Below are 22,343 nucleotides of genomic sequence, written 5' to 3'. Positions count from 1 at the left end.
AGCTCATCTGGCGCTAAACGCCCGAAGAATTACTTGTTGAGGTTGTAGTCTTTTTCCGCAGCATCAAAACGCTCAACCATACCCGCAGTCGGTGCGCCCAGCTTGCTCACGACGTAGATCGCCAAGCTGGCGAAGATAAAGCCCGGGATGATTTCGTACAGGCCCAGCAGGTTGAAATGCTTCCACACGATCACAGTGATCGCGCCCACCAGAATGCCCGCCAATGCGCCGTTGCGGGTCATGCCTTTCCACATCACTGAAATCAGTACCACAGGACCAAACGCAGCGCCGAAACCGGCCCAGGCGTAGCTCACCAGACCCAACACGCGGTTGTCCGGGTTGGCGGCCATAACGATAGCAATCAGGGCAACCAACAGCACCATGGCACGGCCGACCCACACCAGTTCAACCTGGGAAGCGTTTTTGCGCAGGAAGGTTTTGTAGAAGTCTTCGGTCAAGGCGCTGGAGCACACCAGCAACTGGCAGCTCAGGGTGCTCATGACGGCCGCCAGAATGGCCGACAACAGCACGCCAGCGATCCACGGGTTGAACAGCAGCTTGGCCAGTTCAATGAACACACGTTCGTGGTTCTCGTTGACCGGCCCCGCCACTTCCGGGTGCGCCGAGAAGTAAGCGATGCCGAAGAAGCCCACCGCCACGGTGCCGCCCAGGCACAGGATCATCCAGGTCATGGAAATACGACGCGCCTTGGCAATCGACTTCACCGAATCCGCCGCCATGAAGCGCGCGAGGATGTGCGGCTGGCCGAAGTAACCCAAGCCCCAGCCCATCAGCGAGATGATGCCGATGAACGAGGTGTTTTTCAGCATGTTGAAGTTGTCCGGGTTCTTGGCTTCGATCGCCAGGAACGTGGTGTCGATGCCGCCGGTAGCCAGCAGCACGATGATCGGCGTCAGGATCAGGGCGAAGATCATCAGCGTGGCTTGGACGGTATCGGTCCAGCTGACGGCAAGGAAACCACCCACGAAGGTGTAGGCAATCGTCGCCGCAGCACCGGCCCACAGCGCCGTCTCGTAGGACATGCCGAACGTGCTTTCAAACAAGCGGGCACCGGCCACGATGCCGGAGGCACAATAAATGGTGAAGAACACCAGAATCACCACCGCAGAGATGATCCGCAGCAGGCCGCTTTTGTCTTCGAAGCGGCTGGAGAAGTAATCCGGCAGCGTCAGGGCGTCACCGTTGTGCTCGGTCTGCACTCGCAGGCGGCCGGCCACGAACAACCAGTTCAGGTAGGCACCAACGATCAGGCCGATGGCGATCCAGCTTTCCGACAGGCCGGACATGTAGATCGCGCCCGGCAGGCCCATCAACAACCAGCCGCTCATATCGGAAGCACCGGCCGACAAGGCTGTGACCACGCTACCGAGGCTGCGACCGCCGAGGATGTAATCGGAAAGGTTGTTGGTGGAGCGATAGGCCATGAAGCCGATCAGCACCATTGCTGCGATGTAGATCACGAACGTGATCAGGGTAGGATTACTAACGCTCATAAGAGTGACGCCCTGGCTTTGTTTTTATGTAGCGACGGTCTGTCAGACGCCACCCACTGGTTCAGTGAGTAAACGTAACTGGTTGCCGCGCATTTATGACTGACGTTTCCCCAGGAAAGCCGCCAGCCGATGAACCGAACCTTGAAGGTGGTTGCACCTTGGCCGCGAATGCTATTCAACAAAGCAAATAAGGTGCAACCAGTTTCTTGAGAATAAGTTGCACCTTAGCGTGATTCGTCGAAAACCCTTCTTTTTTGCTCCTTTTCGGAGCAAGAACAGCCGATCTCAGAAGCAAATGCACCAAGGTGAAGCCGATTCGGTTGAAGGCCGGATTTTTTCCTGTGAACCGTCGAAAATTTCCTGAACAAAAGGGTTGCACCCGGTTGCACCTCTTGTTGGGCAAAGCTAATCTTGCCGCCAGCAGATGCCACTCGGTAGTGGCACCCATGAGGATAAAAAGATGGCAACGACCACCCTTGGGGTCAAACTCGACGACCCGACCCGCGAACGCCTGAAGGCGGCCGCGACCTCCATTGATCGCACGCCGCACTGGCTGATCAAGCAGGCAATTTTCAATTACCTGGAGAAACTTGAGGGTGGTGCAACCCTGACCGAGCTCAATGGTTTGGGCAGTAAGGACGCTGAAGACGCCGGCGAAGTCCAGCCCGACCACGCCCACCAGTGCTTCCTGGAGTTCGCCGAGAGCATCCTGCCGCAATCGGTACTACGCGCATCGATCACCGCCGCTTACCGCCGCCCTGAGCCGGAAGTGGTGCCGATGCTGATCGAGCAGGCACGCCTGCCGCAGGCAATGGCCGAAGCCACCAACAAGCTGGCCGCCTCGATTGCCGAAAAACTGCGCAACCAGAAGAGTGCCGGCGGCCGTGCCGGTATTGTTCAGGGCCTGTTGCAAGAATTTTCTCTGTCGTCCCAGGAAGGCGTGGCCCTGATGTGCCTGGCCGAAGCGCTGCTGCGTATCCCGGACAAAGGCACCCGCGATGCGCTGATCCGCGACAAGATCAGCACCGGCAACTGGCAGCCGCACCTGGGCAACAGCCCGTCGCTGTTCGTCAATGCCGCCACCTGGGGCCTGCTGCTGACCGGCAAACTGGTCGCCACCCACAACGAAGCGGGTTTGACCTCGTCCCTGAGCCGTATTATCGGCAAGAGCGGCGAGCCGATGATCCGCAAGGGCGTCGACATGGCCATGCGCCTGATGGGCGAGCAGTTCGTCACCGGCGAAACCATCGCCGAAGCCCTGGCCAATGCGAGCAAGTTCGAAGCCAAGGGTTTCCGCTATTCCTACGACATGCTTGGTGAAGCCGCGCTGACCGAACACGATGCCCAGAAGTACCTGGCCTCGTACGAGCAAGCCATTCATTCCATCGGCAAAGCCTCACACGGCCGTGGGATTTATGAAGGCCCGGGCATCTCCATCAAGCTCTCGGCACTGCACCCGCGTTACAGCCGTGCGCAGTACGAGCGCGTGATGGATGAGCTGTACCCGCGCCTGCTGTCACTGACCTTGCTGGCCAAGCAATATGACATCGGCCTGAACATCGACGCCGAAGAAGCCGACCGCCTTGAGCTGTCGCTGGACCTGCTGGAACGCCTGTGCTTCGAGCCGCAACTGACCGGCTGGAACGGCATCGGTTTCGTGATCCAGGCTTACCAGAAGCGTTGCCCGTATGTGATCGACTACGTCATCGACCTGGCGCGCCGCAGCCGCCATCGCCTGATGATCCGCCTGGTGAAAGGCGCGTACTGGGACAGCGAAATCAAGCGCGCCCAGGTTGAAGGCCTGGAAGGCTACCCGGTCTATACCCGCAAGGTGTACACCGACGTTTCCTACATCGCCTGTGCACGCAAACTGCTGTCGGTACCGGAAGTCATCTACCCGCAATTCGCTACGCACAACGCCCACACGCTGTCGGCCATCTACCATATCGCCGGTCAGAACTATTACCCCGGCCAGTACGAGTTCCAGTGCCTGCACGGCATGGGTGAACCGCTGTACGAGCAGGTTGTAGGCAAGGTTTCCGATGGCAAGCTGAACCGTCCGTGCCGCGTGTACGCACCGGTCGGCACCCACGAAACACTGCTGGCCTACCTGGTGCGGCGCCTGCTGGAAAACGGCGCCAACACCTCGTTCGTCAACCGGATTGCCGACCACACCATCTCGATTCAGGAGCTGGTGGCCGATCCAGTGGCCAACATCGAGCAAATGGCGACGCTGGAAGGCGGCTTCGGCCTGCCGCACCCGCGTATTCCATTGCCGCGCGACCTGTATGGCAGCGACCGCGCCAACTCGGCCGGTATCGACCTGGCCAACGAACACCGCTTGGCGTCGCTGTCTTGCGCCTTGCTGGCCACGGCCCACAACGACTGGAAGGCCGAGCCGATGCTCGGTTGCGCGTCCAGCAATGAAGCCGCCGCCCCTGTGCTGAACCCATCCGACTTGCGCGATGTGGTCGGCCATGTACAGGAAGCCACCGTCGAAGACGTCGACAACGCCATCCAGTGCGCCATCAACGCCGGTCCGATCTGGCAGGCCACCCCGCCCGCCGAACGCGCCGCGATCCTGGAGCGCGCCGCCGACTTGATGGAAGGCGAGATCCAGCCGCTGATGGGCCTGCTGGCTCGCGAAGCCGGTAAGACCTTTGCCAACGCCATTGCCGAAGTGCGTGAAGCCGTGGACTTCCTGCGCTACTACGCGGTGCAGGCCCGTAACGATTTCACCAACGACGCCCACCGCCCATTGGGCCCGGTGGTCTGCATCAGTCCGTGGAACTTCCCGCTGGCGATTTTCAGTGGCCAAGTCGCTGCAGCACTGGCGGCCGGTAACCCGGTATTGGCCAAGCCTGCCGAGCAAACACCACTGGTGGCCGCCCAGGCCGTGCGTATTTTGCTCGAAGCCGGCATTCCGGAAGGCGTGCTGCAACTGCTGCCGGGCCAGGGCGAAACCGTCGGCGCGCGCCTGGTGGGTGATGATCGCGTCAAAGGCGTGATGTTCACCGGCTCCACCGAAGTGGCGCGCCTGCTGCAACGCAGCGTCGCCGGTCGCCTGGATACCCAGGGCCGTCCGATTCCGCTGATCGCCGAAACCGGTGGCCAGAACGCGATGATCGTCGACTCTTCGGCACTGACCGAACAAGTGGTGATCGACGTCGTGTCCTCGGCCTTCGACAGCGCCGGCCAGCGTTGCTCGGCCCTGCGTGTACTGTGCTTGCAGGAAGATTCGGCAGACCGTGTCATCGAAATGCTCAAGGGCGCCATGGCTGAATGCCGCCTGGGCAACCCGGAGCGCCTGTCGGTGGATATCGGCCCGGTGATCGACGCCGAAGCCAAGGCCGGCATCGAGAAACACATCCAGGCCATGCGCGACAAAGGCCGCGCGGTTTACCAAGTGGCAATTGCCGACGGCGAAGAGATCAAGCGTGGCACTTTCGTGATGCCGACCCTGATCGAGCTGGAAAGCTTCGACGAACTGCAAAGGGAGATCTTCGGCCCGGTGCTGCACGTGGTGCGCTACAAGCGCAAAGAGATCGACCAGCTCATCGCGCAGATCAACGCGTCCGGCTACGGCCTGACCCTGGGCGTGCACACTCGCATCGACGAGACCATCGCCAAGGTGATCGACAACGTGCATGCCGGTAACGTCTACGTGAACCGCAACATTGTCGGCGCCGTGGTCGGCGTGCAGCCATTCGGCGGCGAAGGCCTGTCGGGCACTGGCCCGAAAGCCGGTGGGCCGTTGTACCTGTACCGCCTGCTGTCGACACGTCCTACCGATGCGATCGAGCAATCCTTCGTGCGTGGCGACAAGCTGGCCGCACCGGACGTGCGTCTGCGCGATGCCATGAGCCAACCACTGACCGCCCTGAAAACCTGGGCCGACAGCAACCAGTTCAGCGACCTGAGCGCCCTGTGCAGCCAGTTCGCCGCGCAATCGCAAAGCGGTATCACCCGCCAACTGGCCGGCCCGACCGGCGAGCGCAACAGCTACGCCATCCTGCCCCGCGAGCACGTGTTGTGCCTGGCGGAAGTGGAAGGTGACCTGCTGACGCAACTGGCGGCGGTATTGGCCGTCGGCGGTTCGGCGGTATGGCCGGAAACCGACCTGACCAAGGCCTTGTTCCCACGCCTGCCAAGGGAGATTCAGGCGAAGATCAAGCGCGTTGCTGATTGGACCAAGGACGAGGTGGTGTTCGATGCCGTCTTGCACCACGGTGATTCCGACCAACTGCGCGCTGTTTGCCAGCAAGTGGCCCAGCGTGGCGGGGCGATTGTCGGGGTGCATGGTTTGTCGCAGGGTGAAACCACGATAGGCCTTGAACGCCTGGTGATCGAGCGCGCGTTGAGCGTTAACACCGCTGCAGCGGGTGGTAACGCCAGCCTGATGACCATCGGCTAACTGACGAGACGCGGTAAACATGTGGGAGCTGGCTTGCCTGCGATAGCGGCGGGTCAGTGACAAAGATGTCGGCTGGTGTTGCCTCATCGCAGGCAAGCCAGCTCCCACATTGACCGCATCCCACCTTCAGCCCCTGTTCTGCCCTTCCATCACGCAAATCAATCTTGCTATCCAGCCTCCATTCGCACACTTAGACTCAGGCCTATTCCCCTACAGGTAAGCCGCCATGTCCGAGACGCTGCTCAGTTCCCGCAATCTGGCTTTCGAGCTGTACGAAGTCCTCGATGCCGAGGGCCTGACTCAGCGCGAGCGGTTTGCCGAACACAACCGTGAAACCTTTGATGCCGCCATCAGCACCGCGCGCAGCATTGCCGAGAAGTTTTTCGCGCCGCACAACCGCAAGAACGACGAAAACGAGCCGCGTTATGAAGACGGCAAGGCGATCCTGATCCCGGAAGTGAAACCCGCCGTGGACGCGTTCCTCGAAGCTGGTTTTCTGAACGCCGCCCGCAGTTTTGAAGCCGGTGGCATGCAACTGCCGACGTTGCTGTCCCAGGCCTGTTTCGCGCACTTCCAGTCTGCCAACGCCGCCTCCACGTCCTACCCGTTCCTGACCATGGGCGCCGCCAACCTGATCGAAAGCTTCGGCACCGAGGAGCAGAAACAGCGCTTCCTGCAACCGATGATCGACGGCCGTTTCTTCGGCACCATGGCCCTCACCGAGCCGCATGCCGGCTCGTCGCTGTCGGATATTCGTACACGCGCCGAGCCCGCTGCTGACGGCAGTTATCGGCTAAAGGGCAATAAAATTTTTATCTCCGGCGGCGATCACCCGCTGTCGGAAAATATCGTGCACATGGTGCTGGCCAAGTTGCCGGATGCACCGGCCGGGGTGAAGGGCATTTCGCTGTTTATCGTGCCCAAATTCCTGGTCAACGACGATGGCAGTCTGGGCGCACGCAACGACGTGCTGCTGGCCGGGCTGTTCCACAAGATGGGCTGGCGCGGTACAACGTCCACGGCACTGAACTTCGGCGATAACGGCAACTGTGTCGGCTATCTGGTGGGCAAACCGCATCAGGGCCTGAGCTGTATGTTCCAAATGATGAACGAGGCGCGCATCGGCGTAGGCATGGGCGCGGTGATGCTGGGTTACGCCGGCTACCTCTACTCGCTGGAGTACGCTCGCGAACGTCCGCAAGGGCGCCTGCCCGACAGCAAAGACCCGAGCACCGCGCCGGTCTCGATCATTCAGCACGCTGATATCAAGCGCATGCTGCTGACCCAGAAAGCCTATGTGGAAGGTGCCTTCGACCTCGGCCTGTATGCAGCGCGGCTGTTCGACGACACCACCACGCTGACCACCGATGCCGAGCGCAAGCACGCCCACGAATTGCTCGATTTGCTCACGCCTATCGTCAAGTCCTGGCCGTCGGAGTTCTGCCTCAAGGCCAATGAACTGGCGATCCAGATTCTCGGCGGCCATGGCTACACCCGCGAATACCCGGTGGAGCAATACTACCGCGACAACCGCCTGAACCCGATCCATGAAGGTACCCACGGCATTCAGTCGCTGGATTTGCTTGGGCGTAAACTCGCGCAAAACGGCGGTGCGGGGTTGAAACAACTGATCCGCCTGATCGCCGAAACCGCCGCGCGCGCTCAGGAACACTCATCACTGACGGCATTGCGAGAACCCCTGGAACACCTGGTGGCACGCCTGCAAAGCGTGACGATTGGCCTGCTGACCGATCTGGCCCAAGGCAAGGTCAACAGCAGCCTGGCGAATTCGGCGTTGTACTTGAAGGTATTCGGGCACACGGTGATTGGCTGGCGCTGGCTGGAGCAGGCGATTCGCGCCGAGGAAGGGTTGGTCAAGGGCAATGCGGCCGATGTCGCCTTTTATAAAGGCAAGCTCCAGGCCGCTCGGTACTTCCTGACCTGGGAAGTGCCGAGCTGCCATCATGAACTGGCGATTCTGGAGGCACGCGATGACACGTGCCTGGGGATGCAGGATGAGTGGTTCTAAGGCGTTCCGATCGCCTTGGAAATCACATCGACCGTGGCGCTGACTTGCTCTTGGTAACGGTCGAGTTCCTGCTGGTGGTGCTTTTTCATTTCGATCTGCTCGGCGCACAGGTTCAGTGCGGCCAGTACCAATAATTTGTCACCGATCAGGGTCGGGTACTTTTTCTTGGTGGTGGCCAGGGACGCCTTGAGCATGGTCACGGCGTGCATCAGGGTTTGATCTCCCCCGTCCGGCGCCTTGATCGAGTAATCCTCTCCGAGAATCGAAACGACCTTTATCCCTTCATTCATGCGCCGACAGGCCCTGCGCTAACACGCTCAACCAACGCCTGGATGCGAGCGGCGGTGGCGCCGTGCTTTTCTTCCTGCTCCATCAGATTCAGTTGCAGGCTGTCATTTTCATCCTTGGCGCGGGCCAGTTCCGCTTTGAGGGATTCGTTGCTGCCCAGTAGGTCCTGATTCTGCTGTACCAGGTCGCTGACCAGTTGTTCCAATTGGCTGAGGGATGCTTCTAACATTTTGATTTCTCGGGCATTTTCAAAGGGCGGTGACGATAAAGAAAATTCACCTCGGATGCCAGGGTTATCCCCGGCGCGCAGCCCGTTTTTTAAGGGCCGGGCCGCACTTTCGAGCCTTAGTGACTGCATTTACCCGATCTGGTTCCTGAATCCGCGCAACTGCTCGTCAGATGCGACAAAAGCGCGCGCCCCCTTAAGACTTTAGTCGCATGGCCGATAGTTCATACACACCCCGTCTCACGGCCGCACGGATCGCGCTTCTCCCCAGGATTCCAGCATGTCTCTTCGTAATATGAATATCGCGCCGAGGGCCTTTCTTGGCTTCGCGTTTATTGGCGCACTCATGTTGTTTCTCGGTGTGTTCGCCCTGAACCAAATGAGCAAGATTCGCGCAGCCACCGAAGACATCACCCTGTCCAGCGTGCCAAGCATTCGCGCCCTCGACGAGTTCACCCAGCTGACTCTGCGCCTGCGGGTGTTGTCGTATCGCCTGCTGACCAACCGCGAGCCGGACGTGCAGCAAAAGACCCTTGAGGCGTTTGAACTGCGCAACCAGCAGATCCGCAGCGCCCAGGGCGTCTACGAAAAACTCATCGAAAGCGGCGAAGAGCGGGCCGCCTATGACGAATACGTGCGTTTGCTCAGTCAGTACCATCAGATCGAGGAGCGCATGAAGAGCTTGTCTCGCGCCAACCAGATCGACGAGCTGCGTGCCTTGCTCAACACCGAGTTGCTGAGCAACTCCGAGCAGGTCAACACGGTGCTGACGCGCCTGCTCGACATCAACAACAAGATGGCCAACGCCACCAACCAGCAAGCCAAAGACCAGTACGACATGGCCTTTGAGCTGGTGGTGGGACTGTTGATCATTGCCACGGCGCTGACCCTGTTGTTCGCGTGGCTGCTCACCCGCAGCATCACCCTGCCAATCGCCCAGGCCCTGGAAGCCGCCGAAGAAGTGGCCGAAGGCAACCTGACGCGCCCGATCAAGGTCGACGGCAACGACGAAGCTGGCCGCCTGCTGGCCGCCATGGCCAAGATGCAAGACAAGCTGCGCGACACCCTGCAACGCATCGCCGGTTCCGCCACCCAGCTTGCGTCGGCAGCGGAAGAGCTGAACGCCGTCACCGACGAAAGTGCGCGCGGCCTGACCCAGCAAAACAATGAAATCGAACAGGCCGCCACCGCCGTCAACGAGATGACCAGCGCCGTCGAAGAAGTCGCACGCAATGCGGTGAGCACTTCCGAAGCGTCGCGCAATGCGACCACTTCTGCCGGTGATGGCCGTGATCTGGTGCAGGAAACTGTCAGCGCCATCGAGCGCATGAGCGGCGACGTGCAAGCCACGGCCACCTTGATTGGCGACCTGGCCAATGAATCGCGGGATATCGGCAAGGTGCTGGACGTGATTCGCGGCCTGGCTGACCAAACCAACCTGCTGGCGCTGAACGCTGCGATTGAAGCCGCGCGTGCCGGTGAAGCCGGCCGTGGGTTTGCCGTGGTGGCGGATGAGGTGCGGGCCTTGGCCCATCGCACCCAGCAGTCCACCAGCGAGATCGAGCGGATGATCGGCAGCATTCAAGCCGGCACCGAGCATGCGGTGAATTCGATGCGCAACAGCACCGAGCGCGCGGAATCGACGTTGAATATCGCCAAAGGCGCCGGGATGTCGCTGGACACCATCAACACCGCGATCGTAGAGATCAACGAGCGCAACCTGGTCATCGCCAGCGCGGCGGAAGAGCAGGCACAGGTAGCGCGGGAAGTGGACCGTAATCTGGTGAATATCCGCGATCTGTCGGTGCAGTCAGCGACCGGCGCCAGCCAGACGAGTGCGGCGAGCAGTGAGCTGTCGCGTTTGGCGGTGGATTTGAATGGGATGGTGGGACGCTTCAGGCTGTAACCCATAACCTGCCTGGCGAAGTCGATTCCTGTGGGAGCTGGCTTGCCTGCGATAGCATCGCCTCGGTGAACCTGGCTTACCGGGTTGCTTGCATCACAGGCAAGCCAGCTCCCACATTGGATGGGTGCAGGCCCGCGAAAGCTTTTTGACAGCACTGCAATTCAACAGGTTAGAATCGCTGGCACGCAGACTGCATGGTCAGTTCGCGCCCGTCTTCCCAGTTCTGGAGTACTGCCTTTGAATGCGACGACCATCAACAGCCTGTTCTTGATCGGCGCGTTGCTGGTGGGTGCGAGCATTCTGGTAAGTTCTCTTTCGTCACGCCTGGGCATCCCGATTCTGGTGATCATCCTGGCCGTAGGCATGGCCGCCGGCGTCGACGGCGGCGGCATCATCTTCGATAACTACCCGACCGCCTACCTGGTGGGCAACCTTGCGCTGGCAGTGATCCTGCTCGACGGCGGCTTGCGCACACGGGTGGCGAGTTTCCGCGTGGCACTCTGGCCGGCATTATCGCTGGCCACGGTGGGGGTGTTGATTACCACCGGCCTCACCGGCATGGCTGCGGCCTGGCTGTTCAACCTTAATATCATTCAAGGCTTGTTGATCGGCGCCATCGTCGGCTCGACGGACGCCGCGGCAGTGTTCTCGCTGCTGGGCGGCAAGGGCCTGAACGAACGGGTCAGCGCCAGCCTGGAAATCGAATCCGGCAGCAACGACCCAATGGCCGTGTTCCTCACCGTCACCCTGATCGACATGCTGGCCAGCGGCCAAACCGGCCTGCACTGGAGCCTGTTGGGCCACCTTATCCGTGAATTCGGCATCGGCGGTATTGTCGGCCTGGGCGGCGGCTGGCTGATGCTGCAAATGGTCAACCGCATCAACCTGGCCACCGGCCTGTACCCGATTCTGGTGATCGCCGGTGGCCTGCTGGTGTTTGCCTTGACCAACGCCCTGCACGGCAGCGGTTTCCTCGCCGTGTACCTGTGCGGCCTGGTGATCGGCAACCGCCCGGTGCGTAGCCGTCACGGCATTTTGCACATGCTCGACGGCATGGCCTGGCTGGCACAGATCGGCATGTTTTTGGTGCTGGGCCTGCTGGTCACGCCCCATGACTTGCTGCCGATTGCCCTGCCAGCATTGGGCCTGGCGCTGTGGATGATCCTGTTTGCGCGGCCGCTGTCGGTGATGGTCGGCCTGCTGCCGTTCAAAGCGTTCCACGGTCGCGAAAAAGCCTTTATCGCCTGGGTCGGCCTGCGCGGCGCGGTACCGATCATCCTGGCGGTGTTCCCGTTGATGGCCGGCCTGCCTCACGCGCAGCTGTATTTCAACCTGGCGTTCTTTATCGTGCTGGTGTCGTTGCTGGTGCAGGGCACAAGCCTGCCGTGGGTGGCCAAGCTGCTGAAAGTCACCGTACCGCCGGAACCTGCGCCGATTTCCCGCGCGGCCCTCGAAGTACACGTCACCAGCGAGTGGGAGCTGTTCGTCTACCGCCTGGGCGCGGAGAAATGGTGCATCGGCGCGGCCCTGCGCGAGCTGAAAATGCCCGAGGGCACACGCATCGCCGCCCTGTTCCGCGGCCAGCAACTGCTCCACCCGTCGGGTAGTACGGTGCTGGAAGTCGACGATTTGCTCTGTGTGATCGGCCACGAACACAACCTCCCGGCCTTGGGCAAGTTGTTCAGCCAGGCACCGCAACGCGGCCTCGACCTGCGTTTCTTCGGCGATTTTGTGCTCGAAGGCGACGCCCAGTTGGGCGCGGTCTCCGCCCTGTACGGCCTCAAGCTCGAAGGCATCGACCCGGATATGCCATTGAGCCGCTTCATCACTCAGAAAGTCGGCGGCGCGCCGGTTGTGGGCGACCAAGTGGAATGGAACAACACCCTGTGGACCGTCGCAGTCATGGACGGGAACAAGATTGGAAAAGTCGGCGTCAAATTCCCCGAAGGAAGTCGTCCAGGCCCTGGACTCTTCCTCTAAACTGCGGGGCTATGGCGCCACGCCACCACCTTCTTTACCTTGCTCGACCGGTATCCATGACAACTCTGCGCACCTTTATAGCCACTGCCCTGCTGGGCCTGACCCTTTGTGTCGGCAGCGTTTACGCCGCCGACCCGCCCAGCGCCGACGCCATCCAGCAAACCCTGGACAAGCTGCCCGACCGCAAGCTGCCCGACGCCGACATGAAGGCGCTGCAAACAATCCTGCAACAGACCCTGACCTACCTGGGCAACAAGCAGGATTACGAGCAGCGCCTCGCCGACCTCAAACGCCAGCTGGAAGCCGCCCCGCGCCAGACCACCGACAACCAGCGTGAATTGGTGCGGCTCAAGGCCACCAAAATCATCCCGGTGGCCCAACGCTACGCCACCCTGCCGGTGCCGCAGCTCGAGCAATTGCTGGTGCAGCGCACCACCCAGCAAGGCGACCTGCAAAAAGAGCTGGCCGAGGCCAACAGCCTGACCATCGCCGCCCAGACCCGGCCCGAGCGCGCCCAGACTGAAATCAGCAGCAGCCAGACGCGCATCCAGCAGATCAACTCGATCCTCAAGGCCGGCAAAGACAACGGCAAGACGCTCAGCGGCGACCAGCGCAACCAGTTGAACGCCGAACTCGCGGCCCTCAATGCCCTGATCCCGCTGCGCCGCCAGGAACTGGCCGGTAACAGCCAACTGCAAGACCTGGGTAACAGCCAGCACGATCTGGTGGTGGAAAAAACCGCGCGCCTGGAACAAGAGATCCAGGACCTGCAAACCCTGATCAACCAGAAACGCCTGGCCCAATCCCAGCAGACCGTTACCCAACAATCCATCGAAGCGCAGAAAGCCGGCGGCAGCAGCCTGTTGGCCACGGAGAGCGCAGCCAACCTGAAGCTCTCCGACTACCTGCTCAAAAGCACCGACCGCCTCAACGACCTGACCCAGAAAAACCTGCAGACCAAGCAGCAACTGGACACCGTGACCCAAAGCGACTCGGCGCTGGACGAACAGATCAACGTGCTCAAGGGCAGCCTGCTGCTCTCCAAGATTCTCTATAAACAAAAACAGGCGCTGCCACGCCTCACCGTGGATCGCAACCTGGCAGACGATATCGCCAACATTCGCCTGTACCAGTTCGAGGTCAACCAGCAGCGCGAGCTGATCAGCACCCCCAGCACGTATGTGGATAACCTGCTCGCCAACCAGCCACCCGACGACGTAACGCCGCAACTGCGACGTACCCTGCTGGAGCTGGCAATCACCCGCAGCGACCTGCTGGAGCGCCTGAGCCGTGAGCTGAGCGCGCTGCTCAACGAATCGATCACCCTGCAACTGAACCAGAAACAACTGCTCAGCACCGCCACCAACCTGCGTGCGACCCTCGACGAGCAAATGTTCTGGATCCCCAGCAACAAGCCGCTGGACACCGAGTGGCTGGAAACCGTACCGGACCACCTGAGCAAGCAGGTCACCACCCTGCCCTGGGCTTCCAGCGTCAGCGAACTGTATGACGGCCTGACCCAGCGCCCACTGCTGTTCCTGCCGTTACTGCTATTGATCGGCGCGCTGTTGTGGCGGCGCAAAGCCTTGTACCAGCGCCTGAACAAGGTGCACCTGGACATCGGCCACTTCAAACGCGACAGCCAGTGGCACACGCCGCAGGCGATTTTGATCAATATCCTGCTGGCGATGCCGGTGTCCCTGGGCCTGGCGCTGTGCGGCTACGCATTGCAAATTGACGCCCGTGGACAAAACGCCAACCTGGGCGCTGCCTTGTTGCAGATCGCCCAGGCATGGCTGGTGTTCTACACCGCTTACCGAATCCTCGCCCCGGGCGGCGTGGCAGAGCTGCACTTCCGCTGGGAACGGCCTCAGGTCCACTTTCTGCAGGGATGGGTACGCAAGCTCGGGCTGGTGGTGCTGGCCCTGGTGGCGGTGGTGGCGATCGCCGAGCACCAGCCGGCAGCGCTGGCCGACGACGTGCTGGGCATCGGCGTGGTGCTGACCTGCTACGCGCTGATGGCCTGGCTGCTGGGCCGCCTGCTGTTGAACAGCCCGACCCACGAAAAAGCCTCGCTGTTTCGTAAAGCCGTAGGCTTGATGTTTACCGCCCTGCCCATCGCCCTGTTTATCGCGGTGTGCTTTGGCTACTACTACACCGCGCTCAAGCTCAGCGACCGCTTGATCAACACCTTGTACCTGCTGATGTTCTGGCTCGTCATAGAGGCCACCTTCGTGCGCGGCCTGGGAGTGGCCGCACGGCGCCTGGCCTATGCGCGCGCCCTGGCCAAACGCCAGGCCGCCAAGGAAGCCGGTGACGGCGAAGCGGTGATAGAAGAACCGACCCTGGACATCGAGCAAGTCAACGAACAGTCCATGCGCCTGATTCGCCTGGCCCTGCTCGGCGGTTTTATCGCCGCGCTGTATTGGGTGTGGAAAGACCTGATCACCGTCTTCTCCTACCTGGACAACGTCACCCTCTACGAATACACCAGCGGCACCGGCGCCAATATCAGCATGGTGCCGATCAGCATCGGCGACTTGCTCGGGGCGTCGATCATCATCAGTATCACCTTTGCCCTGGCGCGCAACCTGCCCGGTTTGCTCGAGGTGCTGGTGCTGTCCAAGCTGGATCTGGCCCAAGGCAGCGCCTACGCCACAACCACCTTGCTGTCGTATGTGATTGCCGGCGTGGGTTTCGTCTCCACGCTGTCTACCCTCGGCGTGAGCTGGGACAAGTTGCAATGGCTGGTGGCGGCGCTGTCGGTGGGGTTGGGCTTCGGGATGCAGGAGATCTTCGCCAACTTTATCTCCGGCATCATGATCCTGTTCGAACGCCCGGTGCGCATCGGCGACACCATCACCATCGGCAACCTGTCGGGCACGGTCAGCAAGATCCGCATCCGTGCCACCACCATCACCGACTTCGACCGCAAAGACATCATTGTCCCGAACAAAACCTTCATCACCGGGCAACTGATCAACTGGTCGCTGACCGACACCATCACCCGCGTCACTCTGAAACTGGGCGTGGACTACGGTTCAGACCTGGATCTGGTGAAGGATCTGTTGCTCAAGGCCGCCAGGGAAAACCCCCGCGTGCTGAAAGAGCCGGAACCCCATGTGTACTTCCTCAACTTCGGCGAAAGCACCCTCGACCACGAACTGCGCATGCACGTGCGCGACCTGGGTGACCGCAACCCGGTAATCGACGAGGTAAACCGCTTTATCAACCGTGAGTTCAAGAACCACCACATCAACATCTCGTTCCGTCAGATGGAGGTCTACCTCAAAAACCTCCACGGCCAGGAATACAAACTGGTAGAAGTCGACACCCCGGCCAAGCCCGCCAACGACGGCGGTGCGCAAGAGCCGCCGCCGAGCAAACTCGACTAACGCGTCTATCCCCAGCAGAATGCTCGGACATTCTGCTGGAGATGGCCGGTGAAAGCCCTCGACGAACTGACCTTCGACAACCGCTTCGCACGCCTGGGCGACGCGTTCTCAACCCACGTACTGCCCGAACCCCTCGACGAGCCGCGCCTTGTCGTGGCGAGCAGTGCCGCCATGGCACTGCTTGACCTCGACCCGGCGGTGGCCGAAACACCGGTGTTCGCTGAGCTTTTCAGCGGGCACAAGCTGTGGGCCGAAGCGGAACCACGGGCGATGGTCTATTCCGGGCATCAGTTCGGCGGCTACACACCGCAACTGGGTGATGGCCGTGGGTTGTTGCTGGGTGAGGTGTACAACGCGGCTGGCGAGCATTGGGACTTGCACCTCAAAGGTGCCGGGATGACGCCTTACTCGCGCATGGGCGATGGTCGCGCGGTGCTGCGTTCTTCGATTCGTGAATTTCTCGCTTCCGAAGCCCTGCACGCACTGGGCATCCCCAGCAGCCGCGCGTTGTGCGTGGTCGGCTCCAGCACCCCGGTATGGCGCGAGAAACAGGAACGTGGCGCCATGGTGTTGCGCCTGGCTCACAGCCATATTCGCTTCGGGCATTTCGAATATTTCTACTACACCAAAAAGCCCGAGCAGCAGGCAGAACTGGCCGAACACGTGTTGAACCTGCACTACCCCGAGTGCCGCGAACAGCCCGAGCCCTACCTGGCAATGTTCCGCGAAATCGTCGAACGCAATGCAGAGATGATCGCCAAATGGCAAGCCTATGGCTTCTGCCACGGCGTGATGAACACCGACAACATGTCGATCCTGGGCATCACCTTCGACTTCGGGCCGTTTGCGTTTCTCGACGACTTTGATGCTCACTTCATCTGCAACCATTCCGATCATGAAGGGCGTTACTCCTTCAGCAACCAGGTGCCGATCGGGCAGTGGAACCTGAGTGCGCTGGCCCAGGCACTCACGCCGTTTATCAGCGTCGACGCCTTGAAAGAAGCGCTCGGTCTGTACCTGCCGCTGTATCAGGCGCACTACCTGGACTTGATGCGCCGCCGGTTAGGGCTCACCACCGCCGAAGAGGATGACCAGAAGCTGGTGGAGCGCTTGCTGAAACTGATGCAGAACAGCGGCGTGGACTACACGCTGTTCTTCCGGCGCCTGGGCGATGAGCCGGCGGCGTTGGCCGTGGCGCGGTTGCGTGATGACTTTGTCGATTTGGCCGGGTTTGATGCGTGGGCTGAGTTGTACAAAGCCCGGGTTGCCCGGGATGGGGATTACAACGAAGTGCAGCGCCGCGAGCGGATGCATGCGGTCAACCCGCTGTACATCCTGCGCAACTATCTGGCGCAGAACGCCATCGCCGCCGCCGAGTCAGGTGATTACAGCGAAGTAAGGCGGCTGCATGAAGTGCTGAGCAAACCGTTCGAAGAACAGCCGGGGATGGAGCAATACGCCCAGCGGCCGCCGGATTGGGGCAAGCATTTGGAGATTAGTTGTTCTTCATAAACCTCCTAGATAAAGGTCTCCACTGACACCCCAAATCGGTCGGCCAGCCATCTAATCTGCCGCAGATTGAGCTTGCGCTTACCGCTCAGAATTTCAGAAACAACCGACTGTGTGCCTACACCTGGCAAATCACTCTGGTTCAAACCGTGCTCGCGCATCATTGCGCGCAGCACGTCCACACCACTGGCGACGGGCATCGGGCGATGCTCAAGGTCGTAGGCTTCAATCCAATCACTGAGAATATCCACCAAGCTCATCAGAGGATTTGATTCATCCTCACCGATCAGGTCCAGCAGTTCGTCGAGAGCAGTCACCAGTACGTCGTAATCCGCCTCATTTTTAGGCTTGCGCAGCAAGGGTGAAACAAATTGCCAATGTTCAGCAGCGAGCCGAATGAGTGCGCTCATCTGATTTTCTCCTTCCAGTTATCCTGTTCATAGGCGCGGTGATCTAGCAGATACTTGATGTAAATTCGTTGCTTTTGGTACCGCACGAAAGCGATTAGCCTCAGCTTGTTTCCCCCAATGTCGAACACATGGAGCTGCCCAACTTTATCTGTTGCGGGAAAAATGCCTTTCATAGAAGCGAAGTCAGCCGGGCTGTTGCGCTTAATCCGGCGGTACCACTCATCTAAAGCACTTGTTGAACGCGGCCATTTTTCCTTTGCCTCCCAAATCCTTTTCTCGCTGATCACTCGCATGCAACATCCTTATCGCATCGTGCCATGAAGGTTAAACCCGAATCCGAACTATCGCAATTTGCTATATCCGCAAACAGACAGATGGCGCAAAACAGAACAAGCTCCGACAGCGTAGACAGGCGGCCTCACATCAGCATCGGCAAACTGTGAGGGGATAAGTCATTTGCTCCACGCCTTGATAAACCCGGGCGCTGACTCCAAATTCACTCCATTGGCCATACCCAAGGAGCCCACCATGTCCGAACCTCTCGTCATCCCCTGCCCACATTGCAACGGCCTCAACCGTATCCCCGGCGAACGCCTGAGCGATTCCCCTAAATGCGGGCGCTGTAAGCAACCCGTTTTGCTCAACAAGCCTTTTGAGCTGAAACAAGGTGACTACGCCAGCCAGATCAAGGGCGACCTGCCGCTGCTGGTGGACGTGTGGGCCGAGTGGTGTGGGCCGTGTAAGTCTTTTGCGCCGGTGTTTGAGCAGGCAGCCGCTCAGTTGGAAGGCAAATGTCGCTTGGCCAAGCTGGACAGCGAGGCTAATCAGCAGCTCTCGGCGCAGTTGGGGATTCGTTCGATCCCCAGTTTGATTCTGTTCAAGAACGGCCGCGAAGTGGCGCGCCAGAGTGGGGCTTTTCCGTTGCCGCAGTTGATGAGCTGGTTGCGTAGCCAGGGCGTGTAACTCAGATTTTGCGAGCACCGCGACCCATGTGGGAGGGGGCTTGCTCCCGATGGCAGTGGGTCAGTCAATGTATGCAGTGACTGGCACACCGCTATCGGGAGCAAGCCCCCTCCCACATTTTTGTCCGCGTTTTACCTTGAGGCTACGGGGGATTCGCGGTCCATCATCTGGCCTACGAGTTGTACACCGAGTTCGCTTAATTGATGGATAGCCAGGGCGACATCGCGGTGTTCGCCGGTGAGATCGTTGGACAGGTTGAGCAATAGGGTTCGAACGGAAGAGAAGGTCTCGTAGCTGTTGAGCACGAGGGCTTCTGTGGAGAGGTTGGGGGTAATGCTGTAAAGATTACTGGTTTTCATCGTTATTCCCGGAGTGGGCCGCCCTTACCTCGCTACTAAACGAGGGTGGCAGCTGTGCGCAGGTTAGTAGACCGGGGAACAACGCAAAGCCGGCGCACCCGAAGATGCCCTACGCACAGCCACCATCAAACACAGACAAAAGTCTGCTAGATGAAGCTCGTGCACTTTACGCCGTTCTTCGGGCTACTAAACCCGACCACTGAACATTCAGCGGTCCGAGAACCTTAGAGACGCCCATCCAGACGCACAAGCCGGCGGATTCTGGCTTACCTGTAGGCAACGATACAAGACACAACCCCGCTTGCCAGACCCTTCCTACAGCCTCTGTGGGCCCCATCCAAATCCCCCTACAGGAATGCAAAAACAAAGGTGGGAGCTGGCTTGCCTGCGATGGCATCGCCTCAGTGTGCCTGACAGACCGGGTCGCCTGTATCGCAGGCAAGCCAGCTCCCACAGGTTATGCGGTGACGGCAAGGATCAGGCGTTTTCCAGCAAGTTATGCAACTCCACAAACTGTTGCGTCAGCTTATGCCGTGGGTCGAGGTGGATCAGCGGCTTGTTCTCCTGGTGCGACTCGCGCATGCGCACGGAGCTGGCCAGGTACACCGGCAGCACCGGCAGGCCTTCGGCAATCAGCTCATCAAGCATCTGCTGCGGCAGGCTCGCACGGGCCTGGAACTGGTTGACCACGATGCCTTCCACTTCCAGGCCTTCATTGTGGTCTTCCTTCAATTCTTCGATTTCCGCCAGCAAGCCGTACAGCGCCTGGCGCGAGAAACTGTCGCAATCGAAGGGGATTAGTACCCGATCAGCGGCAATCAGCGCCGAAACCGCGTAGAAATTCAGGGCCGGCGGGGTATCCAGGTAAATCCGGTCGTAATCCTCGCTCAGCTCATCCAGCAGCTTTCGCAACTTATTGATCTTGTGCTTGGCCTCAAGCTTGGGCTGCAGGTCCGCCAGCTCGGCGGTCGCGGTGATGACATGCAGGTTATCGAACGGCGTTTCGTAGATATCCACCCGATTTTTCTTCGAAAACGGCCCGGAAGACAGGGTTTGCTTGAAGAATTCGGCAATGCCCATCGGGATATCGTCGCCGGTCAGCCCAGTGAGGTACTGGGTTGAGTTGGCCTGTGCATCGAGGTCCACCAACAGGGTTCGATAGCCTTCACTGGCGCTCACCGCCGCCAGGTTGCAGGCGATGCTGGACTTGCCAACGCCACCTTTCTGATTGAACACCACACGCCGCATGGAAAAACCTCCGTGTATCAATGAATGTCCGAGTGTAGAGGGCAAAAGCGCCTGTTAGCTACCTCGTTCATCCATGCACTGCCGCATCACGGCGGTCAGATTCTCCCGCCCCCCGACACATTAAAAGGAATAGTCCGACAATCCTCTTGGCCTGAGGTAAAGGACAATGTGTAAATCCTTTCCAGAAAATTGTAATAAGCAGTGAACAATTATTTACCAATGTTTGCTAGAACCCCGCAGCACCGGGATAATGCGCGCCATTCGGTCATTGTTCCCTGTCCCGGTATTCGGGGCCAACGGCCGCACATGGAAGCCCGCAGGGGCGGGATAACTTCTCAGTGATCACTTTCAATATCGCCCAATGGCGCGCCTGGGCTCCTGGCCTGGAGACTGCGCACGACTGGCACGCCTGGTGCCAGGCGCCCGTGATGCTGCCCGCAAGCGATGCGTCCCCCGATGTGTCATTCCTGCCCGCCATGCAGCGCCGCCGCCTGAGCCGACTGGCGCGCATGGCGTTCAGCGTGGGCTGGCCGCTGGCCGAGGGCCTGCAAGACCTGCCGCTGGTGTTTATCTCCCGGCACGGCGAAACCCCGCGCACCCTCGACATCCTCAGCGACCTGGCCAACGAGCAGCCGCTGTCGCCCACACAGTTCAGCCTGTCGGTGCATAACGCGGTGATTGGCCTGTGGTCGATCCTGCGCAATGAAACCAGCGAAATGACCGCCCTCGCCGCTGCCGGCGATGGCCTGGAACACGGCATGCTCGAAGCGGCCGCGCTGCTCAACGAAGGCGCCCCCGCAGTATTGCTGGTGATTACCGAAGAACAACCACCCGAGGCCTACGCCAGCTGGATCGTTGATGTGCCCTTTCCCTATGCACTCGGCCTGCTGCTGACACCGGGCGACGAGTGGCGATTGGAACTAAACAGCGGCGCTGTCCAACTCACTCAAAACCAGTGGCCTCATGCCCTGAACCTGCTGCGCACCCTGCTCACTGAGCAGGCCGCCTGCCAACATGCCTGGAAGAACCGCGTATGGAACTGGCAACGCCAGCCATGACCGACAAGCCACGGGATGCCTATTACTGGCGCCTGTTCGCCACCGCCGCCAGCTTCTTCCTGTTCGGCGTCGGCGGGCTGTGCCTGCGTCTGCTGGTTTTTCCTTTGCTCGGCTGCCTGCCGGGCAGCGCTGAAAAACACCAGCGCCGTGCCCGTCACACCATCAGCAAGCTGTTCTGGTTCTTTATTCGCCTGATGCAACGCGCCGGCGTGCTGACGTACAGCGTCGAAGGCGCGGAAAAACTCGGGCGCCCCGGCCAAATGATCATTGCAAACCACCCGTCGCTGATCGACGTGGTGTTTTTGATCGGCCTGGTGCGCCAGGCCAACTGCGTGGTCAAGCAGAGCCTGTGGCAAAACCCCTTTACCCGTGGGCCGGTGCGTGATGCCAGCTATATCAGCAACGACGGCAGCGCCGAAATGCTTGATGCCGCCGCCGATGCCCTGCGCGAAGGCCAGACACTGATCATCTTTCCCGAAGGCACCCGCACTTCACCCGGCGCGGTGCCCGCCTTTCATCGCGGGGGCGCCGCCATTGCGCTGCGCGGTGCGACAATCATCACCCCCGTGGTGATCAAGGTCAGCCCCAGCACTCTGACCAAGGCCGAACCCTGGTATCGCATCCCTAAATGCCGCGTGCACTTCAGTTTGCGGGTAGGGGCCGATATACAACCACAAGCGTTTGCCGCACTCGGGCCCGCGCCCCAGGCTTCACGCAAGCTCAACGATTACCTGCACGACTATTTTATTAAGGAGCTCGCCGAAGATGAGCGACCAACACAGCCTTGAGCACGACATAAAGACACTGATCATCGAGGCCTTGGGCCTGGAAGATATCAGCGTCGACGACATCGGCAGCGAACAAACCCTGTTCGGCGAAGGCCTGGGCCTGGATTCAGTCGACGCCCTGGAATTGGGCCTGGCGATTCAGAAAAAGTACGGCATCAAGATCGATGCCGACGCCAAGGACACCCGCAATCACTTCACCAACGTGGCCAGCCTTGCGGCGTTCGTCACGGCCAGACAGGCAGCTTGAGACCGGACC

17 protein-coding genes and 1 pseudogene are annotated in these 22,343 nt (G+C 60.2%); 11 read left to right on the top strand and 7 right to left on the bottom strand.

The window, feature by feature from the left end; genetic code table 11:
• Positions 1-29: 29 nt before the first annotated feature.
• Positions 30-1,514 (bottom strand): sodium/proline symporter PutP, encoded by a 1,485-nt coding sequence (putP, locus tag A7J50_RS02200; RefSeq protein ID WP_064450347.1) that lies wholly within the window; start codon positions 1,512-1,514, stop codon positions 30-32.
• Positions 1,515-1,974: 460 nt separating this feature from the next.
• On the opposite strand from putP, the gene putA reads away from it, so the two are divergent.
• Complete coding sequence (gene putA / locus A7J50_RS02195) at positions 1,975-5,928, top strand: trifunctional transcriptional regulator/proline dehydrogenase/L-glutamate gamma-semialdehyde dehydrogenase (protein WP_064450346.1); 3,954 nt, start codon at positions 1,975-1,977, stop codon at positions 5,926-5,928.
• Positions 5,929-6,154: 226 nt separating this feature from the next.
• Complete coding sequence (locus A7J50_RS02190; RefSeq protein ID WP_064450345.1) at positions 6,155-7,957, top strand: acyl-CoA dehydrogenase; 1,803 nt, start codon at positions 6,155-6,157, stop codon at positions 7,955-7,957.
• On the opposite strand, the gene A7J50_RS02185 is transcribed toward A7J50_RS02190, so the two are convergent.
• A complete protein-coding gene (locus A7J50_RS02185) occupies positions 7,954-8,247 on the bottom strand; it encodes a cell division protein ZapA (RefSeq protein ID WP_064450344.1) in 294 nt (97 codons plus the stop codon). The genes A7J50_RS02190 and A7J50_RS02185 overlap by 4 nt on opposite strands.
• Complete coding sequence (locus A7J50_RS02180; RefSeq protein WP_038844376.1) at positions 8,244-8,474, bottom strand: hypothetical protein; 231 nt, start codon at positions 8,472-8,474, stop codon at positions 8,244-8,246. The genes A7J50_RS02185 and A7J50_RS02180 overlap by 4 nt, the downstream gene beginning before the upstream one ends.
• Before the next feature lie 277 nt (positions 8,475-8,751).
• Here A7J50_RS02180 and A7J50_RS32185 point away from each other — a divergent pair.
• From A7J50_RS32185 to selO, 5 genes and pseudogenes are all read left to right on the top strand, one after another.
• A pseudogene (locus A7J50_RS32185) lies at positions 8,752-9,474 on the top strand (MCP four helix bundle domain-containing protein); the annotation flags it as partial.
• 30 nt (positions 9,475-9,504) lie between these two features.
• The gene (locus A7J50_RS32180) at positions 9,505-10,377 is read left to right on the top strand and encodes a methyl-accepting chemotaxis protein (protein ID WP_410524790.1); all 873 of its coding nucleotides are present in this window, start codon (positions 9,505-9,507) and stop codon (positions 10,375-10,377) included.
• A gap of 237 nt (positions 10,378-10,614) precedes the next feature.
• Complete coding sequence (locus A7J50_RS02170; protein ID WP_064450342.1) at positions 10,615-12,357, top strand: potassium/proton antiporter; 1,743 nt, start codon at positions 10,615-10,617, stop codon at positions 12,355-12,357.
• Positions 12,358-12,413: 56 nt separating this feature from the next.
• A complete protein-coding gene (mscK, locus tag A7J50_RS02165; protein ID WP_064450341.1) occupies positions 12,414-15,752 on the top strand; it encodes a mechanosensitive channel MscK in 3,339 nt (1,112 codons plus the stop codon).
• A 48-nt stretch (positions 15,753-15,800) separates the two neighbouring features.
• Positions 15,801-17,264, top strand: coding sequence for a protein adenylyltransferase SelO (selO, locus tag A7J50_RS02160; protein WP_064450340.1), 1,464 nt, complete (start codon positions 15,801-15,803; stop codon positions 17,262-17,264).
• Positions 17,265-17,269: 5 nt separating this feature from the next.
• On the opposite strand, the gene A7J50_RS02155 is transcribed toward selO, so the two are convergent.
• Together A7J50_RS02155 and A7J50_RS02150 are read right to left on the bottom strand one after the other, a co-directional pair.
• Positions 17,270-17,671: a helix-turn-helix domain-containing protein gene (locus A7J50_RS02155; protein ID WP_064450339.1), complete on the bottom strand. Its 402-nt coding sequence runs from the start codon at positions 17,669-17,671 to the stop codon at positions 17,270-17,272.
• The gene (locus A7J50_RS02150) at positions 17,668-17,964 is read right to left on the bottom strand and encodes a type II toxin-antitoxin system HigB family toxin (RefSeq protein ID WP_064450338.1); all 297 of its coding nucleotides are present in this window, start codon (positions 17,962-17,964) and stop codon (positions 17,668-17,670) included. The genes A7J50_RS02155 and A7J50_RS02150 overlap by 4 nt, the downstream gene beginning before the upstream one ends.
• Positions 17,965-18,199: 235 nt before the next feature.
• On the opposite strand from A7J50_RS02150, the gene trxC reads away from it, so the two are divergent.
• A complete protein-coding gene (gene trxC, locus A7J50_RS02145; protein ID WP_064450337.1) occupies positions 18,200-18,634 on the top strand; it encodes a thioredoxin TrxC in 435 nt (144 codons plus the stop codon).
• A gap of 131 nt (positions 18,635-18,765) precedes the next feature.
• On the opposite strand, the gene A7J50_RS02140 is transcribed toward trxC, so the two are convergent.
• Both A7J50_RS02140 and A7J50_RS02135 read right to left on the bottom strand, forming a co-directional pair.
• Positions 18,766-18,993, bottom strand: coding sequence for a DUF6124 family protein (locus tag A7J50_RS02140; RefSeq protein ID WP_064450336.1), 228 nt, complete (start codon positions 18,991-18,993; stop codon positions 18,766-18,768).
• Between the two features lie 477 nt (positions 18,994-19,470).
• Positions 19,471-20,241, bottom strand: a complete 771-nt coding sequence (locus tag A7J50_RS02135) for a ParA family protein (protein ID WP_012721840.1) — start codon at positions 20,239-20,241, stop codon at positions 19,471-19,473.
• Between the two features lie 338 nt (positions 20,242-20,579).
• Here A7J50_RS02135 and A7J50_RS02130 point away from each other — a divergent pair, with 338 nt between their 5' ends.
• Genes A7J50_RS02130 through A7J50_RS02120 form a run of 3 tightly spaced genes read left to right on the top strand, consistent with a single transcriptional unit; the run spans position 20,580 to position 22,334 of the window.
• Positions 20,580-21,299, top strand: a complete 720-nt coding sequence (locus tag A7J50_RS02130) for a beta-ketoacyl synthase chain length factor (protein WP_064450335.1) — start codon at positions 20,580-20,582, stop codon at positions 21,297-21,299.
• On the top strand, positions 21,275-22,087 hold the full coding sequence (locus A7J50_RS02125; protein WP_064450334.1) for a lysophospholipid acyltransferase family protein: 813 nt from the start codon (positions 21,275-21,277) through the stop codon (positions 22,085-22,087). The genes A7J50_RS02130 and A7J50_RS02125 overlap by 25 nt, the downstream gene beginning before the upstream one ends.
• Positions 22,065-22,334: a phosphopantetheine-binding protein gene (locus A7J50_RS02120; protein WP_064450333.1), complete on the top strand. Its 270-nt coding sequence runs from the start codon at positions 22,065-22,067 to the stop codon at positions 22,332-22,334. Before A7J50_RS02125 ends, A7J50_RS02120 begins: the two co-directional genes overlap by 23 nt.
• Positions 22,335-22,343 lie beyond the last annotated feature (9 nt).

Origin of the sequence: Pseudomonas antarctica (assembly GCF_001647715.1) — a bacterium.
GTDB classification, from domain to species: Bacteria; Pseudomonadota; Gammaproteobacteria; order Pseudomonadales; family Pseudomonadaceae; genus Aquipseudomonas; species Aquipseudomonas antarctica_A.
Note: the sequence above shows the minus strand (reverse complement) of the source record. Positions and strands in the feature narration are given on the sequence as shown.

Coding starts and splice junctions, on each gene's coding strand:
- A7J50_RS02180 (WP_038844376.1), bottom strand. CDS start 8,474: ATGTTAGAAGCATCCCTCAGCCAATTGGAACAACTGGTCAGCGACCTG.
- putP (WP_064450347.1), bottom strand. CDS start 1,514: ATGAGCGTTAGTAATCCTACCCTGATCACGTTCGTGATCTACATCGCA.
- A7J50_RS02190 (WP_064450345.1), top strand. CDS start 6,155: ATGTCCGAGACGCTGCTCAGTTCCCGCAATCTGGCTTTCGAGCTGTAC.
- trxC (WP_064450337.1), top strand. CDS start 18,200: ATGTCCGAACCTCTCGTCATCCCCTGCCCACATTGCAACGGCCTCAAC.
- A7J50_RS02185 (WP_064450344.1), bottom strand. CDS start 8,247: ATGAATGAAGGGATAAAGGTCGTTTCGATTCTCGGAGAGGATTACTCG.
- A7J50_RS32180 (WP_410524790.1), top strand. CDS start 9,505: ATGGCCAAGATGCAAGACAAGCTGCGCGACACCCTGCAACGCATCGCC.
- A7J50_RS02150 (WP_064450338.1), bottom strand. CDS start 17,964: ATGCGAGTGATCAGCGAGAAAAGGATTTGGGAGGCAAAGGAAAAATGG.
- A7J50_RS02120 (WP_064450333.1), top strand. CDS start 22,065: ATGAGCGACCAACACAGCCTTGAGCACGACATAAAGACACTGATCATC.
- mscK (WP_064450341.1), top strand. CDS start 12,414: ATGACAACTCTGCGCACCTTTATAGCCACTGCCCTGCTGGGCCTGACC.
- putA (WP_064450346.1), top strand. CDS start 1,975: ATGGCAACGACCACCCTTGGGGTCAAACTCGACGACCCGACCCGCGAA.
- A7J50_RS02125 (WP_064450334.1), top strand. CDS start 21,275: ATGGAACTGGCAACGCCAGCCATGACCGACAAGCCACGGGATGCCTAT.
- A7J50_RS02135 (WP_012721840.1), bottom strand. CDS start 20,241: ATGCGGCGTGTGGTGTTCAATCAGAAAGGTGGCGTTGGCAAGTCCAGC.
- A7J50_RS02140 (WP_064450336.1), bottom strand. CDS start 18,993: ATGAAAACCAGTAATCTTTACAGCATTACCCCCAACCTCTCCACAGAA.
- A7J50_RS02155 (WP_064450339.1), bottom strand. CDS start 17,671: ATGAGCGCACTCATTCGGCTCGCTGCTGAACATTGGCAATTTGTTTCA.